The organism is Micromonospora sp. NPDC047521, assembly GCF_055587305.1.
In genome coordinates, this window is record NZ_JBVJGN010000005.1 from 81658 (window position 1) to 97842 (window position 16185).

Sequence of the window (16185 nt, forward strand, 5' to 3'; positions counted from 1 at the left end):
GCCGGCGCGGTCCGCCGCGGCCGGCTGCCCGACGCCGAGCGAGAAGTATCCCTCAGGGGGAGGTGCGATGGTCCTGCTACGCCGGGTAATCGGTGACGCACTGCGGGCGCGCCGGCAGGGGCAGCACCGCACCCTGCGCGAGGTGTCCACCGCGGCGAACGTCAGCCTCGGCTACCTCTCCGAGATCGAGCGCGGGCACAAGGAGCCGTCCAGCGAGTTGCTGGCCGCGATCTGTGACGCCCTCGGAGCCCGCCTGTCCGAATTGCTGCGCGAGGTGAGCGACACGGTGGCGCTCGCCGAGCAGATGCCCGGTGTGCTCGTCGACATGCAGGACGAGCCGGCCGAGGCCGCGCCCGTCGGCGCGGCGACAGCCGTCCGCAAGAGCACCAACCGCGGCGTACGCCAGGTCACCTCCGACGGCAAGGTCGCCGTCTCGGTCCGCCACGAGTCGCCGCTCAAGGCGACCCTGCGCAGCACCCGGGTCCGCCCCACCGAGCGCGACCGGGACGTGGTCTGCGCCGCCTGAGCCGTCCTCCCTGTTGACAATGGGCGAGGCGGCCCCAGCCGCGTAGGGTTGCCCACAGGAGCTGCCGGTGCCGTCGACCGCCCGGTACGGATGCCGTACTGGCGTTCGGCTGGGACGATGGAGACCGGCCGGGGTCGTGGTCGGCCGGCTCGTCCGGTCCCGACCGCGGGTGGAGTGACGCGACTGAGGGGATACCGCGGAGATGGCGAACCCGTTCGTCAAGGGTTGGAACTATCTGATGGCGCTCTTCGGTGCCAAGATCGACGAGCACGCCGATCCGAAGGTGCAGATCCAGCAGGCCATCGAGGACGCCCAGCGGCAGCACCAGGCGCTGGTCCAGCAGGCCGCCGCGGTCATCGGCAACCAGCGTCAGCTGGAGATGAAGCTGTCCCGCCAGATGTCCGAGGTCGAGCGGTTGCAGGGCAACGCCCGGCAGGCGCTCGTGCTCGCCGACCAGGCCCGGGCCAAGGGTGACGAGGCCGAGGCCGGGCGGTTCGAGCAGTCCGCGCAGACCCTCGCCACCCAGCTGGTCTCGGCCGAGCAGGCCACCGAGGACCTCAAGACCCTGCACGACCAGGCGTTGGGCGCCGCCGCGCAGGCCCGCCGGGCCGTCGAGAACAACTCGATGATCCTCCAGCAGAAGCTCGCCGAGCGCACCAAGCTGCTCAGCCAGCTGGAGCAGGCCAAGATGCAGGAGACGGTGGCCCGCTCGCTGGAGTCGATGTCGTCGCTCGCCGCTCCCGCCAACACCCCGTCGCTGGACGAGGTGCGGGACCGCATCGAACGGCGGTACGCCAACGCGATGGGCCGCGCGGAACTGGCAGGCAACTCGGTCGAGGGCCGCATGCTGGAGATCCAGAAGGCGACCATCGACTCGGCCGGCTCGGCCCGGCTGGAGCAGATCCGCTCCAGCATGGCCGGGGAGCAGCTCGGCGGCGCCGGGCAGCGGCAGGCAGTGCCGCAGGCCGAGAAGGCGGCCGACCCCGCCGCCGCGGCCCGGTTGGACGAGCTGCGCGCCAGCATGGCCCGCGAGCGCGGCACCGGCGACCCCACAGCCGCCAGCTGAACGTCTCATCCGAGGAGGTCAGGTGGCAGACGAGCGAACCCGGTACTTCCGCCGGCTGGATCGGCTGCGCCGGTCCGCCCGACGGTGGAGCGTGCTGGCCGGTGGGCTCGGCGGCGCCGCCGCGGTGCTGACCCCGTACGCCGGCCTCGGTCTGCCCGACGCGGCCTGGGCCGGCGCGGCGGGCAGCGCGGTGGCGCTCGCCGCCTGGCGGTGGATCGACCTGCGGGCGCTGGCAGCCCGACCGGCGCCCCCGGCGCTGGACCCGGCCGAGGCCGCGGCCCGGTCCCGGGCCCGGCTGGTGGCGGCCGTCGAGCGGCTGCCGGTCGGCCACGGGGTTCTCGCCGAGGTCCGCCGGGTCCGTTCCAGGGTGGCGTTGCGGGGCACCAGCGCCGGTGCGCCGTGGGCCCGGCTGGACCGGGCGGCCCTCACCCTGGCCGGGATGGCGCCGCGCCTCACCGGGCTCGCCGAGCCTGCGGTGCTGGAGGCCGCCGCCGCCGACAGTTCGCTGCGCGAGCTGGCCGCCCGGGTGGCGAGCGTCGAACGTGCGCTGCGACTGGCCCCGGCCGACGCGCGCCCGCCGCTGGCCGAGGCGCACGGCGCGTTGGCCGCCCAGTTGGAGAGCGGCGTCGCGGCGTACGAACGGCTCGTGGTGGCCGCCGCCGGCTACCTGGCCGAGGACGCCCGGCCGCAGGCCGCCCACCCGGCCGCCGACCGGCTCACCGAGGCCACCGACCTGCTGCACGGCGTCGCCTCGGCGCTCGCCGAGCTGCGCACCGCCGGCACCCCGCTGCGCGCGCCCACCCGCTGACCGCACGCCGGTCACGGTGGCGTGGTGACGGAGACCGGGCCGGTGTACGCCGAACTGCCCACGACGTTGAACGACCGGATCCGGTAGTGGTACGTCACGCCCCGGGTCAGCCCCGTGTTGGTGAAGCCGCGACCGGTCACCGTGAAGGTCGCGACCTCCCGGTCGAACACCGGGTCCAGTGCCCGTTGCACGATGAACCCGGCCCCTGAGCCGACGCTCGTGTCCGCCGTCCAGCCCAGGACCACAGTCGCCGTGTCCGGGCCCGGCGCGCTGGCGGTGGCGCTGACCCCGCCGGGAGTGCTCGGCGCGGCCGGGGTGCTCACCGCGGCGACAGTCGACCAGGCCGACGCGGCGCCCAGGTAGGTGGTCCGGACCCGGTAGTAGTACGTGGTGTCCGGCGCGACCGCGACGTCCAGGTGGTGGGTGCCGACCCCGATCGCCGTGGTGCCGGGGCCGCTGCTGAACGTCGGGTTGGTGGCGCGTTGCACGTCGATGCCCGTGGCGAAGGACCTGTTCGTCCAGCGCAGGGCCACCCGCAGCGGTGCCGCCGGCAGGACCGTGGCGACGATGCCGACCGGGGCGGGCAGGTGCACCGAGGCGGGCACGCTGTTCGACCAGGACGAGTAGCTGACCGCGTTCTCCGCCCGGATCCGGTAGTGGTACGTCACCCCGGGGGTGACTGTCGCGTCGGTGTAGCGGGTGGCGGTCGCCGCGACGGTGATGGTGGTGACCTCGCCGTCGAACGTCGCGTCGGTGGCCCGTTGCAGGACGTGGCTGGTGGCGGGCGGGCGGCCCCCGTTGCCGGTCCAGGCGAGCGCGATCGCCGGCAGCGCGGTCGCCGAGCCCGGAACCGGGGTGGCGGTCAGCCCGGTGGGCGCCCTCGGCGCGACCCGCAGCACCAACGGCCGGGTCGTCCCCAGGTCGCGGTGGGCGGCGCGCTGACTGTGCCAGCGGTACTCCCAGCCCACGTTGACCAGCTGGTTCACCACCACGGCGGGTCGCCCGTCGGCGGGGCTGACAGGCGTCGAGCCGGTCCGGGTGCCGGCCGGGCGGCCCGGGTCGAGCAGCCGGACGCTGTCGCCCAGCTTGAACGGCAGGGTCGGCGCGACGGGGCGCAGGGCCACCACCACGTCCTCGCGGGGGTTGACCCGCACGATGCCCTTCCAGCCCAGCTCGGCGCCGTGCGGAGCGCGCAGCGTGCCGTCCCAGCCGACCCGGTTGACGACCTGCACGTCACAGCCGCCGAAGCACAGCGGCTCGGTCTGCCTGACGTTGCCGCTGATCCGCCAGATCTGCGTGCCGTCGGTCGGCGCTCCGATCGGCACGGCCGGGTCGGCGGCGAACAGCACCTCGGTGACCGGATCGGTGGGGCCGAGGGGGAGGGTCGCCGGGGTCAACGGCCCGGCGTGCGGGTGCCCGACGCCGAGCCGGCCGGCCAGCCGCCCATTGTCGGGTTCGAAAACCTGCTGTACGGCTTTGACCTCAACCGGCAGGGTCACCGGGCCGGTGCCGCCCGCCGGGGTGAAGGTCACCGTGGCGGCGTGCACCGGCACCGTCGTCTCCCGTGCCGTCCGGGTGCCGAACGCCGTGTCGTACGCCGGCTGCGGCACGATCGGCGGGCGCTGGCTGGCCGCGTACGCCAGGGGGAGCCGGTCGCGCAGCCGGGCCAGGTCGTACGGCGGCTCCGCGTCCCCGGTGACCCGGAACTGGAGCAGGGTGCGGGTGTTCGGGCCGTACCCCGGTTCGGTGGGGGGCGGGCCACCCTCGGCGGTCCGGTCGGGGGCGTCGCTGTGCTGGTCGTAGCGCCCGTCGAAGCCGGGCAGCGGTGCGGGCGCGTCGTTGTACAGGATCAGCGTGCTGCCGGGCGGCACGGCGGAGAAGTCGACGAGCACGTCGGCCCGTTCGCCGGGCGCGAGCAGCAGGGTGTGACAGTCGACGTTCAGCACTGTCGGGTCGAGCCTGTCGTAGCGGTAGCCGACCGGCCGGTTCGCCAGCACCACGGGTGCGGGCAGCAGGCCTGCCTCGTTGCCGATCTGGATGAATGCCGGTCCGGCGGCGCGGGGGTCCGGCACCCCGCCGTCCCTTCCGTCGGTCGGCCAGCCCGCCGGCCGGTCCGCCGCCCGCAGGGCGGGCACCATCGGCACCTCGCCCGCCTCGGGGTCGGCCAGGGCGCCGTCCGGGGTCCACACCGGCCCGTCCGAGCAGGCCCGGTAGAGCTGGAGGTTGAGACTGCGGTCCAGGCAGGCGTTGAGGATCCGGAACCGGTACGCGCGGGGCCGCACCTCCAGGTACGGGTAGGCGACGCCGTTGACCAGCGGGGTGTCGCCGTACGCCTCGGGCACCGCGGACGGGTGCGGCACACCGGGCGCGAGGGGTGGCTCGTCAGGCGCTCCCACCGGATCGTGGTGCGGGTTGGGCACCGGTCCGGCCGAGGTCGGCGCGTTCCCGACGCCGCCCGGGGCCGGGTCGCCCGACCACGGGCCGTAGTCCCACCGCCCGGTCGGGTTGCGCCCGCCGGGCCGGTACGGGTCCTGGCGCGGCTGGTAGACGTGCGGGTGCCAGAGGCTGCCCCGGGCGCCCCAGCGTTCCCGGTCCCAGGTCGGGTCCTCGGCGGCGAGCTGGGTGTCGTCCGGCACGAAGGTCTTGTCCTCGACGACAAGCGGCAGCTGGTCGGCCGGCAGCACCTGGTCGGCCACCAGCTCGTCCTCGGCCGGGTCGGTGAGCAGGTAGAGCGCGAGCTGCCCACCGTAGACGGTGAGTCGGGCCAGTCCGTGGGTGTTGTCGTGGAACCACATGAGCCGGCCGCTCTGCTCGTTCGGGTAGTAGAGCGTGGTGGCCCCGGCTCCCGGCGGCGGCATGTCCGGCACGTGGGCCAGGCCGGTGCCGGTCGGGTACGGGGTGATCTCCCCGGCCGGGGTGATCCACTGCCCGGGGTTGCCGGCGCTGGTCCAGCCGGTCAGAGCCCCGGCCAGGTGCAGCACCGCCCGGTTCTGCGGGTACGGCGCCGGGCCGTCCAGCGGGCCGAGGCCGGCGCCGGCGACCGTGTCGTCGACCGGGAGGAACAACTCGCCGGCCCGGCCGGTGGGGAGCTGGTTGATGAACTTCACCCGGACCGGCCGGCCCCGCCGGGCGAGGATCATCGGGCCGAGGTGCCAGGGCCGCTCCGGGGGCGCCACCGTGTTGTGCCCCGACGCGTCGGTGCCGAGGTTGAGCTGCCGGTAGCCGCGCAGCCGGGTGGCCGGCAGGTCCCGGTGCAGGCGTTGCGCGTACTCCTGGAGGCCGATCTCGTAGTAGTCGCAGCCCGGATAGCTGATCGTGTCCGGGACGGCCACCGGCAGGTACGCGCCGAGCCCGGCGCCGCCCACCTGACCCGGGACCGGGAGGGCGTCGACGAACTTGCGCAGCCCGGTGCCGGGCACCAGCCGCCCGTCGGCGTCCCGTGCCGGTCGGGGGCTGTACGCGAAGTTCGGCACCGGGCCGAAGCTGCGCGGCGCGACGGCCGGATCCAGGCTGGTGGTCGGAGCGACCTGGTCGGTCGTCCCCGCAACCTGTTCGGCGGTCCGCGCGGCCGGCACCAGGGAGGCCGTCCGGCCGTTGACGTGGCTGTCGCGGCTGGTGCGCTCGAAGAAGGTGGAGCGGAGTCTGCGGAAGATCGCCATGACTCTCCCCGGGTCGGGGCACGAGGCCCGCCACCCCGGCGTGGCGACCCCGATGCTCTGCTGACGGTCGGTGAGCACTCAACCGCAGCATGCGACGCGGACGGCCAGATAGGAATTACCCAATCGTCCGTATCTGGGATGGGCCCGGTCGCCCCGGGTGGTCAGTCGGCCGGCGGGGCGTCCGGCGGCTCCGGTTGGCAGACCGGACACCAGTAGGTGACGCGTTCGCCCAGCTCCTGCTTGCGGATCGCGGTGCCACAGCGGCGGCAGGGCTGGGCGCGGCGACCGTACACGTAGCTGGTCTGGCCCCGGTGCAGAGAGCCGGTGCTGCTCTGCGTCCACCGACCCCGGTTGGCGACCAGCAGCCGCTGCGCGAGGGTCACCAGGCCGGTCAGGTCGGGCACCGCGCCCACCGGGGTCCACGGGGACACGCCGCGCAGGAACAGCACCTCGCACTTGTAGAGGTTGCCCACGCCGGCCAGCGCGCGCTGGTCGAGCAGGGCCTCGCCGATGGTCCGCTCCGGGTCTGCGCCGAGCCTGCGGACCGCCTCGGCCGCGTCCCAGTCCGGGCCGAGCAGGTCCGGGCCGAGGTGACCCACCAGGCCGTCCTCCTCGGCGGTCGGCACCAGCGCCAGCTCGTGCAGGTGGTAGCCGACCGCCACCGCGCCGGGGCTGCGCAGCACCACCCGGATCAGGTGCGCCGGCCGGCCGTTCCACCGTTCCCCAGGCGCGTAGGCCCGCCACGCGCCGTCCATCCGCAGGTGCGAGTGCAGGGTCCAGTGCGCCGCGTCCGGGGCGGCGAGCCGCAGCAGCAGGTGTTTGCCCCGGCTCGCCGACTCGCGGACCGTCCAGCCGGTGAGGTCGGTGGTCGCCAGCTGCGGCACCCGGAAGTCGCTGCCGGTGAGTCGTGCGTCGGCAAGCGCGCGGTGCAGCACGCGCGCGGTGTTCCAGACGGTGTCACCTTCGGGCACCCCACCATCCTCCCTCGTTCGAGCAGGATTCGCATGTGTCGCTATTTGTACCCAGCTTCCTCATGATCTCCGGACATGCGAAGGTCAGGGAGTTCTGAGGAGAATGCCTATGTCAAGGCCTCAATGTCGTATCCGTCCCCTCGCCGTCGTCGCCACCCTCACCCTCGCCCTCACCGCCACCCTCGTACCCGCCACCAGCGGAATCCCGCGCACCGCCGCCGGGAACCCGCTCACCCTCACCGCCGCCGCACCCGGCGGTGAACTGTGGAACGCCGACCTGTCAGTCGTCGACCGCGACGACGTGAACGTCAGTCGTACCCCCGCCGGCCTGCGGCTGCGCGACACCCGGAACGCCGGACGCAGCCGGCACAGCGCCGTCGCCGAGGGGATGCTGCTCATCGTTCCCCGCACCCTGGCCCGGCCGGCCACCCGGGTCCGTGCCCAGGTCACCGCCGACGTGCCGGCCGGCGCCACAGTCGAGGCCCAGGTCCGGGCATGGCGCGCCAGCGGCTGGACCGAGTGGCGGGCCGCCACCACAGGCGCGGTCTTCGACCGCCCGGTGAGCCGGGTGCAGACCCGTGTGGTGCTCACCGCGCCCGCCGGCGGCGCCACCGCGACGGTACGGGCCGTCCAGCTCACCGCCGACGCGACCGCGGCCGTCTCCGCGGCCACGCCCGGCCTCACCTACCGGGTGTACGCCACACGCATCGGCCTGGTCGGCGAGCTGACCGCCAACGGCCGCACCGTGCAGCCCCGGGACCACTTCGCGGCACTACCGTCGCGGCGCGGCCTGTCCCCCCTGAACACCGGGGACTACACCGTGCGGGTCTGCACCACCACGGGCTCCCGCTGCGAGTACGCCCCCGTCTGGGACGTCGGGCCGTGGAACACCCGCGACGACTACTGGAACCCCTCCGCGGTACGGGAGAACTGGAAGAACCTGCCGCAGGGCCGACCCGAGGCGCAGGCCGCCTACCAGTCGGGCTACAACGGCGGGCGGGACCAGTTCGGGCGTACGGTGCTCAACCCGGCCGGCATCGACCTGGCCGACGGCACCTTCTGGGACGGCCTGAAGTTGACGACCAACGCCTGGGTGGACGTCGCCTACCTGTGGACGGGTGGCGGACCGCGTGGCGTGGTCGGTGACGGGCCACTGAACATCCGCACCGGCGCCAGCACGTCGTACCCGATCCGTGGCCTCGCCGCCCGGCTCGCCAACGTGCCGCTCCAGTGCTACGTCACAGGCCAGTCGGTGGCCGGCCCCTACCGCACCACCACCCGCTGGAACCGGCTCGCCACCGGCCAGTACGTCAGCCACGCGTACATCTCCGGCGTGTACGGCGGCAGCGTGCCGGTCTGCTGACCCGGTCCCTCGCCCGTCGGGCGCCGTCAGGGGCGCTCGTCGGGGCGGGCCGGGCGCACCATGTCCTGGTAGCGCGGGTGGCTGGCGCCGTAGACGGCGTAGTTGAGCCGGGCGTGCGACAGGCTCAGGTCGCCGTTGGGGCCGCCCCGGACGGCGTCCGCGTCGGCGTCGGTCTGACCGTCGTCGGTCCAGAAGCAGACCGGGCAGGTCCCCCCGCCCGTTCGGGACGCACAGCACGGACAACCCACGGGAACTACGTGTTCACCCACCGGGGCAGCATTCCACAGTCGAATATCAGCGGGAAACCCGTAGGACGTCACCCGGGGACACCCGCAGCAGGTCCACCGCCCGCCCGCCGTTGACAGCCACGGCGACCAGACCTGCCGAGTCGACGTACACCACCAGGCCGCCCGCCGGGGCGTCGCCGAAGGTGCGGCCCCGCACGGCCCGGTGCGCAGGTGCCGGGCCCGGCGGCCCGACCCGCAGTGCCGCCGGCAGCGGTTCGATCAGGTGCGCCGGAGCGGCCAGCTGGACGTTGCCGAAATGGTCCACAGTCGACACCTCGGCGGTGAAGCCGTCGTCGTCCGAGGTCAGCGTCGGCGGGGGGAGCCGGACCAGACCGGCCGGATCGATGGGCGTGCCCGCCTCCGCGAGCGCCGCGCCGAGCGCCAGCCGGGCCGCCACCGGCGCGAAGACGTCCCGCCCGTGGAACGTCCCGGACACCCGGGCGGCCTGCCAGCGTGGCTCGGTCAGCTCCACCGCCGCCGTGATCCCGCCGAGCGCGTCGGCGGCGTCCGGCAGCAGTCCGTTGTCCGGACCCACCAGCAGCCCCCCGGAGGTGGCCAGCGCGACGCCCCGCCGGGCGGTGCCCACCCCCGGATCGACCACCGCCACGTGCACGGCCACCGGCAGGTACGCCACGGTCTGCGCCAGCACCGCCGCGCCGCGCCGCACGTCCGCCGGCGGCACCAGATGGGTCACGTCGATGACCCGGGCCGCCGGCGCGATCCGGGCGATCACCCCGTGGCAGGCGGCCACGAAACCGTCGGAGAGGCCGTAGTCGGTGGTCAGTGAGATCCAGGGCGTGACGGACATGTCCGCAGGCTAACCCTCCGCGCCGGTGAGCAGTTCCAGGACGAGTTCGTCGTGCAGCGGTATGCCGTGCTCGCCCACCAGCGGGATCTCCGGTTTGAGCTGGCGGGCGCGGTCCACCCCGCCCCGATCCACGCGCACCAGCCGCATGCCGCGCCGCTGGTAGAAGCGCAGCGCCCGCAGGTTGTCGTTCGAGGTGACCAGCCACACCCGGGCCAGGCCCGCCTCGGCCCCGATCGACGTCGCCGCCGCCAGCAGGGCGGTGCCGGCACCGGCGCCGGGGACCGCCGCCACGAGGGTGACCACTTCCAGGCCGTCCCCGTCGACGCGATAGGTCAACGCGCCGGCCACCGCCGCTTCGCCGTCGACCGCCACCAGGGTCGGCAGGGTACGCACGTCATGCCGAATGCCGTGGGCGACCACGTACGGGCCGCCCCACTCGCGTTCGTGCAACGCGTCGACAGCCGCCCGGTCGGCGGGTCGCGCCGGCCGCACCTCGAACCCGTTCACGTCTCGCCCGCCCTCGCCCGCGTCCGCCCACCGGCCCTGGAGCGTACCGGCCAGCGGCTGCGTCCGCCGGCTGGCGGATATGGGACAGCGTGGTGACCGACAGGCCCCTCCCGCCGCCGGGCACGGTTGGGCAGACTGGCGCCCGTGACACTTCGGAGCCTGCCCGCCGTTGGGGTCCTGCTGGTCGTCGCCACCGTCACCGCCGGTTGCGGCGGCGGGGACGACGACGCCGACCCGTCGAGCGCGGCCCCCGGCGTCTCTGTCTCGGCCCCGGCGGCCACCGGTTCACCTGACGCGTCGACTCCCTCGGCGGTCCCGTCCAGCCCTGCCGGTGCCACACCACCGCCTGCCCCGCGGTCGGTCCCGCCCTCTGCCCCTCCGCAGGGGCCCACCCAACGCCGGCCGGCCAGCCCGCCGCCCGTGGTGCTGCCGCAGCGGCCGGCCGGGGCCCCGGGCGCCAACCAGGTGGTGAGTGCGTTCAAGGCCGCCGGCCTCACGGTGCCGCACCCGAGGGACCGGTCCGTCGACTGCGGACCCGACGGGCTAGGCCTGGGCTGTTCCGAGATCGTCGCCACCGACGCCGTCACGGTGTACGTGTTCCCCGACGAGACGAGCGCCAGCGACATCGCCGCGACGTGGGGCGGCCAGTCGTACCGACGCGGTGCGGTGGTGCTCAACTACCTGGAGGCGAGGACCCCGGCCGCCGACCGGCCCCGCTACGAGAAGGTCCTCAACAACCTCGGCTGAGATCCGGCCGGAGCATGCGTGCTGATGAGCCGTATACCTGTGCGGAATATTTATGACTCTGAGGTATACGAGCGGGCGCGGCCGTGCGCGCCGGCGCGGGTCGGAACCGGTGACCGCGCGGCGGTCACCGGTCGGTGCGGCGCTCGGGAGCGGTGACCGCGCGCCGGTCATTGGTGGGCGCGGCGCTCGGGAAGGGTGACCGCGCGGCGGTCAGCCCCGCAGGCGCAGGCCGCGCGGGGTGGCTCGGAAGCCGGCGGCGGTGAGGGCGTCACGCAGCGGCGAGGAGTGCACGGCCTCGCCGTCGGCCCGCTCCACCGACATCGCGCCCAACGCCCCCGAGTGCACGGCGTCGGCGAGCGCCTTGCCGGCCGCCGCGAGCGTGTCCACGTCGTCGGTGAACGAGAGCAGCGTCCGGCCGCCGCGTTCGACGTAGAGGACCAGGTCGCCGCCGACCTGCACCACGAGCGCGCCCGCCTTACGGCCGGCCCGGTGCCCGGTCGCCGGCGCGGCACCGTCGCCGGAATCGACCACCCGCTCCGGCCAGGGCAGCGCCGCGCCGTACGGGTTGGCCGGGTCGGTGGCGGCGAGCACCGTCGCCGGAGCGCCCCGGCCCCGGCCGCCGTCGGTCGGCTCGGCGAGGGCGCGCAGCCGGTCCACCGCGCCGGGCACCGCGAACTGCGCCGCCCCGAGCCCTTCGACGAAGTAGCCCCGGCGGGCCGCGCCGCGTTCCTCGAGCGCCGACAGCACCGGGTAGACAGCCGAGAACCCGCCGACCACCTGCTCGGCCATGACCGCCCCGCGGGTGACCACCCCGTGCCGCTCCAGCAGCACGTCGGCGAGGGCGGCGGCGCGGCGGGTCGGATCCAGGTCCCGGTCGGGCAGGCGCGACCAGCGCCCGGCGACAGTCGGCGGGCCGCCCCGGGTGGGCAGCGCCACTCGACCGGGCCGCCGGTAGCGGGTGCGCGGCGCGGACGGCCGCGACCGGTGCGCACCACCCGCGCCGAGCACCGCACGCAGCGGGGCGAGGGTGTCGTTGGTGAGGTGGCCGGCCCAGACCAGGTCCCAGATCACGCCGGTCAGCGCCGCGTCGTCGGTCGAGCCGACCCGGTCGGCCAACGGCCGGAAGAACAGCGCCTGCCCGTCACCGAGCGCGTCGAGCACCGCGTCGTGCAGCGGCGTACGCGTCAGCGCGTCATCGGGTGGCGCAAGAAGCAGCGGCGCCGCGTCCGAGTACGCCAGGGTGACCCAGCCGTCCCCGCCGGAGATCGCGCCCGACCCGGCCCACAGCACCTCCCCGCTGGCGCACAGCTCGTCGAGCTGGGCGGGGGAGTAGTCAGCGACCCGACCGGGCAGCACCAGCCGTTCCAGGGCGGACGCCGGCACCGCCGCGCCCTGCAACTGCTCCACGGTGGCCGCCAGCGCCTCCACGCCCCGGGCGGACGAGCCGACCTGCTGCCAGCGGGGCAGGAACGTGGCAAGCGCCCGGGGTGGCACCGGCTCGATCTCCCGGCGCAGTGCGGCGAGCGAGCGGCGACGCAGCATCCGCAGCACCTCGGCGTCGCACCACTGGGCGCCAGCGGAATCCGGTGTGAACTCACCGGAGACCACCCGGCCGGTGGCGGCGAGGCGGCGCAGCGCCTGCTCGACGACGAACACGCCGAGCCCGAAGCGTGCCGCGCAGCTCGCCGCGGCGAACGGACCGTGGGTGCGGGCGTAGCGGGCCACCAGGTCGCCCAGCGGGTCGGCCACCGGTGCGAGGTACGCCTCGGCCACCCCGACCGGCAGAGCCACCCCTAGTGCGTCGCGCAGGCGTGCGGCGTCCTCGACGCCCACCCAGCGCTGCTCGCCGGCGATCCGGACCCGCAGCGCCCGGCGGGTGGCCTCCAACTCGGTCAGCCAGCTCTCGGGCACACCCCGCTCGGTCAGCTCGTCATCGCTGAGGTCGCCGAGCACCCGCAGCAGCTCGACCACGTCCTCCGCGTCGCGGGGACGGCGCTGCTCGGTCAGCCAGCGCAGCTGCCTGTCGGTCTCGGTGAGCACCGCCGGGTCGAGCAGCTCGCGCAGGTCGACCCGGCCGAGCAGTTCACCCAGGAGCGTGGAGTCCAGGGCGAGCGCGGCGGCCCGGCGCTCGGCGAGCGGGGCGTCGCCCTCGTAGAGGAACGCGCCCACGTAGCCGAAGAGCAGCGATCGCGCGAACGGGGACGGCGCGCTGGTCTCCACCTCGACCAGCCGCACCTTGCGGGTGGCCAGGTCACGCATGAGCCCGGCCAGCGCCGGCTGGTCGAAGACGTCCTGGAGGCACTCCCGGGCGGCCTCCAGGGTGACCGGGAAGTCCGCGTACTCCCGGGCCACGTCGAGCAGCTGCGCGGCGCGTTGGCGCTGCTGCCACAGCGGCTGGCGGCGGCGCGGGTCGCGGCGGGGCAGCAGCAGCGACCGGGCGGCGCACTCGCGGAAACGGGCCGCGAAGAGGGCGGAGGTGCCCACCGTCTCCTCCACCAGTTGGGTGATCTCGTCGGGATCGAAGACCACCACGTCCGCGCCGGGCGGCTCGTCTGCGGTGTCCGGCAGGCGCACCACGATGCCGTCGTCGGAGGGCATCACCTGGGCGTCCATGCCGTACCGCTCGGCGAGCCGCCGGCCCACCGCGAGAGCCCACGGGCCGTTGACCCGCGCGCCGAGAACGCTGTGCACGGCGAGCCGCCAGTCGCCCAGCTCGTCACGGAACCGCTCGACCACGATCGTCCGGTCGTCGGGCAGCGAACGGGTGGCCTCCCGCTGGTCGCGCAGGTACGCCATGAGGTTGCCGGCGGCCCAGTCGTCAAGCCCACCGGCGCGCAGCGCGGCAAGCGCCGCCTCGTCGCTCAGCCGCAGCAGCCCGCGCACCCGGGCGCCGATGGCCCGCCCCAGCTCCACCGGACGGCCCAGCTGGTCGCCCTTCCAGAACGGCATCCGCGCGGCCTGCCCGGGGGCCGGTGAGACCAGCACCCGGTCCGGGGTGATCTCCTCGATGCGCCACGACGACGAGCCGAGCAGGAAGACGTCGCCGACCCGCGACTCGTAGACCATCTCCTCGTCCAGCTCACCGACCCGGGCGGCCCGCTCGGCGCCGGCGAGGAACACCCCGAACAGGCCCCGGTCGGGGATGGTGCCGCCGCTGGTCACGGCGAGCCGCTGCGCGCCGGGGCGGCCGGTGAGCAGGTCGGTGGCCCGGTCCCAGACCAGCCGGGGACGCAGCTCGGCGAACGCGGTGGACGGGTAGCGGCCGGAGAGCATGTCCAGCACGGCGTGCAGCGCGGAGTCGGGCAGCTCGGCGAAGGGCGCGGCCCGGCGGACCAGCACGGCCACGTCGCCGACCCGCCACGGCTCCAACGCCACCATTGCCACGATCTGCTGGGCGAGCACGTCCAGTGGGTTGCGCGGGTAGTGCAGCTCCTCGATCGCGCCGTCGGTCATCCGTTCGGCGACCACCGCGCAGGAGAGCAGGTCGCCGCGGTGCTTGGGGAAGACCACCCCGCGGGAGACCGCGCCCACCTGGTGCCCGGCCCGGCCGACGCGTTGCAGCCCGGCGGCGACGCTCGGCGGCGCCTCGATCTGCACCACCAGGTCGACCGCGCCCATGTCGATGCCCAGCTCCAGGCTGGACGTGGCCACCACTGCCGGAAGCTGGCCGGACTTGAGCGCCTCCTCGATGTGCTTGCGCTCCTCGCGGGACACGCTGCCGTGGTGGGCGCGCGCGATCACCGGCGCCGCGCCGGCCGCCGCGCCGGACTGGGCCATCACCTCGGCGGGCGGCCGGTTGCGCAGCGGACCGGCCGGACCGCCCCACTGCCGCGCGCCCCCGGCCGGGCCGTCCGTCGACAACACCCCGTCCGGTACGCCGGCAGCGTCACCTGCCGACGCGGCGGCCACCTCCTCGGCGGCCAGCTCGTTGAGCCGGGCGCAGAGGCGTTCGGCGCTGCGGCGGGAGTTGGTGAAGACGATTGTGGAGCGGTGCTGCCCGATGAGCGTGAAGACCCGCTCCTCCACGGCCGGCCAGATCGAGGCACGGCGTGGCCCGGGGCCGCCGAGGTCGTCCTCCGGTGGCTGCTCCTGCTCGTCGAGGCGGGTCATGTCCTCCACCGGCACCTGCACGCTGACCTCGATGGTCTTCGGTGTGGCCGGCTGGACGACGTCGACCGGGCGGGCGCCGCCGAGGAACCGGGCGCAGGCGTCGATCGGTCGGACGGTGGCGGAGAGCCCGATCCGCTGGGCCGGGGCGGGCAGCAGCTCGTCGAGGCGTTCCAGTGAGAGGGCGAGGTGGGCGCCGCGTTTGCTGCCGGCGACCGCGTGCACCTCGTCGACGATCACGGTCTGGACGCCGCGCAGCGAATCCCTCGCCGCCGAGGTGAGCAGCAGGAACAGCGACTCGGGCGTGGTGATGAGGATGTCGGGTGGGGTGCGGGCGAAGGCCCGCCGCTCGTCGGCCGGGGTGTCGCCGGTACGCATGCCGACGGTGATGTCGGGCGGGGTGACGCCGAGCCGGGTCGCCGCCTGCCGGATGCCGGCCAGGGGGGCGCGCAGGTTGCGTTCCACGTCCACGGCGAGGGCCTTGAGCGGACTGACGTAGAGCACGCGGCAGCGCTGTCGGGCCTCGGCGGGCGCCGGCTCGCGGGCCAGCTTGTCCAGTGACCAGAGGAACGCCGCGAGCGTCTTGCCGGAGCCGGTGGGGGCCACGACGAGGGCGTTGCGGCCGGCGGCGACGGACCGCCACGCGCCGGCCTGGGCGGGGGTGGGAGCGGCGAAGGCGGCGTCGAACCAGGCGCGGGTGGCGGGGCCGAACCCGTCGAGCACCTCGCCCGTATCTCCCTTCGCCCCGGTCACCGCTCCATCGTGCCCCGCCGGTACGACATCCACGAACAGGCCAGGCGGGATGTGTCCGGCTGCGTGGAATATGCACGAGATGCGTGCTTAATACGTTAAGTCTCACTTAACTGCTTGCTTGTGACGAGCAACATAAAGTAACTTCACTCGCAACGCGAGCAGTTGGGAGGAATCGGATGGCCGGCGAGCAGCGAAATGTCGCACCCGGCACCGATGTGCTGATCCGCAAGGTCGACAGCCACCTCGCCACGCTCCGCGGCGGTCTGCACGGGCCGGAGCTGGAGCTCGCCGAACGCCTCGCCCGCTGCCTGCGGGAGCTGGTCATCGCCACCGCCCAGGCCAGCGCGGCCGACCGGGGGCAGGTCCGTGTCGCCGTCCACTACTTCGTGCTGCGTCGGGAGAGCCGCGGTCGACTGCTGTCGGTGCGGTCGCTGACCGCCGCCGAGCGGGTGGTCGACAAGGTCCTGCGCCAGCTCGGCCGGCGCGACCTGCTCGCCGAGCTGCACCGTGACCGTCCCGTCCTGGACGACGCGTTGCCCGTCGGCGACGCCCTGCTGCGCTGAGCCGGGCCGGCCACAGGACA

12 protein-coding genes are annotated in these 16185 nt (G+C 74.8%); 6 read left to right on the top strand and 6 right to left on the bottom strand.

All coding sequences use genetic code 11. The features are described from left to right. Positions 1 to 67: 67 nt before the first annotated feature. The 3 genes from ACZ6N8_RS13520 to pspM all read left to right on the top strand — a co-directional run bounded on the left by ACZ6N8_RS13520 (position 68) and on the right by pspM (position 2400). A complete protein-coding gene (locus ACZ6N8_RS13520; RefSeq protein ID WP_354823473.1) occupies positions 68 to 526 on the top strand; it encodes a helix-turn-helix domain-containing protein in 459 nt (152 codons plus the stop codon). A 202-nt stretch (positions 527 to 728) separates the two neighbouring features. Further along, a complete protein-coding gene (locus tag ACZ6N8_RS13525) occupies positions 729 to 1592 on the top strand; it encodes a PspA/IM30 family protein (RefSeq protein WP_466009946.1) in 864 nt (287 codons plus the stop codon). 22 nt (positions 1593 to 1614) lie between these two features. Then, entirely contained in the window at positions 1615 to 2400 is a 786-nt protein-coding gene (gene pspM, locus ACZ6N8_RS13530; protein WP_466009948.1) for a phage shock envelope stress response protein PspM, read from the top strand. 11 nt (positions 2401 to 2411) lie between these two features. Here pspM and ACZ6N8_RS13535 read toward each other — a convergent pair whose 3' ends face one another. Together ACZ6N8_RS13535 and ACZ6N8_RS13540 are read right to left on the bottom strand one after the other, a co-directional pair. Beyond that, the gene (locus ACZ6N8_RS13535; protein ID WP_466009950.1) at positions 2412 to 6059 is read right to left on the bottom strand and encodes a hypothetical protein; all 3648 of its coding nucleotides are present in this window, start codon (positions 6057 to 6059) and stop codon (positions 2412 to 2414) included. 161 nt (positions 6060 to 6220) lie between these two features. Next, positions 6221 to 7030 (bottom strand): DNA-formamidopyrimidine glycosylase family protein, encoded by an 810-nt coding sequence (locus tag ACZ6N8_RS13540; RefSeq protein WP_466009952.1) that lies wholly within the window; start codon positions 7028 to 7030, stop codon positions 6221 to 6223. Between the two features lie 109 nt (positions 7031 to 7139). Here ACZ6N8_RS13540 and ACZ6N8_RS13545 point away from each other — a divergent pair, with 109 nt between their 5' ends. Continuing rightward, on the top strand, positions 7140 to 8393 hold the full coding sequence (locus tag ACZ6N8_RS13545) for a hypothetical protein (RefSeq protein WP_466009953.1): 1254 nt from the start codon (positions 7140 to 7142) through the stop codon (positions 8391 to 8393). Positions 8394 to 8419: 26 nt separating this feature from the next. Here ACZ6N8_RS13545 and ACZ6N8_RS13550 read toward each other — a convergent pair whose 3' ends face one another. The 3 genes from ACZ6N8_RS13550 to ACZ6N8_RS13560 are packed head-to-tail and all read right to left on the bottom strand — an operon-like array spanning position 8420 to position 9995. After that, positions 8420 to 8662, bottom strand: a complete 243-nt coding sequence (locus ACZ6N8_RS13550) for a CPCC family cysteine-rich protein (protein ID WP_225854764.1) — start codon at positions 8660 to 8662, stop codon at positions 8420 to 8422. A 25-nt stretch (positions 8663 to 8687) separates the two neighbouring features. After that, the gene (locus tag ACZ6N8_RS13555) at positions 8688 to 9488 is read right to left on the bottom strand and encodes an SAM hydrolase/SAM-dependent halogenase family protein (protein WP_466009955.1); all 801 of its coding nucleotides are present in this window, start codon (positions 9486 to 9488) and stop codon (positions 8688 to 8690) included. Positions 9489 to 9497: 9 nt separating this feature from the next. Further along, positions 9498 to 9995 carry a GNAT family N-acetyltransferase gene (locus ACZ6N8_RS13560; RefSeq protein ID WP_466009957.1) on the bottom strand — a complete coding sequence of 166 codons (498 nt, stop codon included), beginning with the start codon at positions 9993 to 9995 and terminating at the stop codon, positions 9498 to 9500. Positions 9996 to 10139: 144 nt separating this feature from the next. Between ACZ6N8_RS13560 and ACZ6N8_RS13565 the strand changes: the two genes are divergently transcribed. After that, positions 10140 to 10742: a hypothetical protein gene (locus tag ACZ6N8_RS13565; RefSeq protein WP_466009959.1), complete on the top strand. Its 603-nt coding sequence runs from the start codon at positions 10140 to 10142 to the stop codon at positions 10740 to 10742. Positions 10743 to 10952: 210 nt separating this feature from the next. Here the strand turns inward: ACZ6N8_RS13565 and ACZ6N8_RS13570 are convergent, their stop codons facing one another. Next, on the bottom strand, positions 10953 to 15602 hold the full coding sequence (locus ACZ6N8_RS13570; RefSeq protein ID WP_466009960.1) for an ATP-dependent helicase: 4650 nt from the start codon (positions 15600 to 15602) through the stop codon (positions 10953 to 10955). A 176-nt stretch (positions 15603 to 15778) separates the two neighbouring features. Between ACZ6N8_RS13570 and ACZ6N8_RS13575 the strand changes: the two genes are divergently transcribed. After that, positions 15779 to 16165 (top strand): hypothetical protein, encoded by a 387-nt coding sequence (locus tag ACZ6N8_RS13575; RefSeq protein ID WP_466009961.1) that lies wholly within the window; start codon positions 15779 to 15781, stop codon positions 16163 to 16165. Positions 16166 to 16185: the final 20 nt, after the last annotated feature.

Bases quoted from the DNA above. Each gene is read 5' to 3' on its own strand.
- ACZ6N8_RS13520 (WP_354823473.1), top strand. From the start codon at position 68: ATGGTCCTGCTACGCCGGGTAATCGGTGACGCACTGCGGGCGCGCCGG.
- ACZ6N8_RS13525 (WP_466009946.1), top strand. From the start codon at position 729: ATGGCGAACCCGTTCGTCAAGGGTTGGAACTATCTGATGGCGCTCTTC.
- ACZ6N8_RS13535 (WP_466009950.1), bottom strand. From the start codon at position 6,059: ATGGCGATCTTCCGCAGACTCCGCTCCACCTTCTTCGAGCGCACCAGC.
- ACZ6N8_RS13545 (WP_466009953.1), top strand. From the start codon at position 7,140: ATGTCAAGGCCTCAATGTCGTATCCGTCCCCTCGCCGTCGTCGCCACC.
- ACZ6N8_RS13555 (WP_466009955.1), bottom strand. From the start codon at position 9,488: ATGTCCGTCACGCCCTGGATCTCACTGACCACCGACTACGGCCTCTCC.
- ACZ6N8_RS13575 (WP_466009961.1), top strand. From the start codon at position 15,779: ATGGCCGGCGAGCAGCGAAATGTCGCACCCGGCACCGATGTGCTGATC.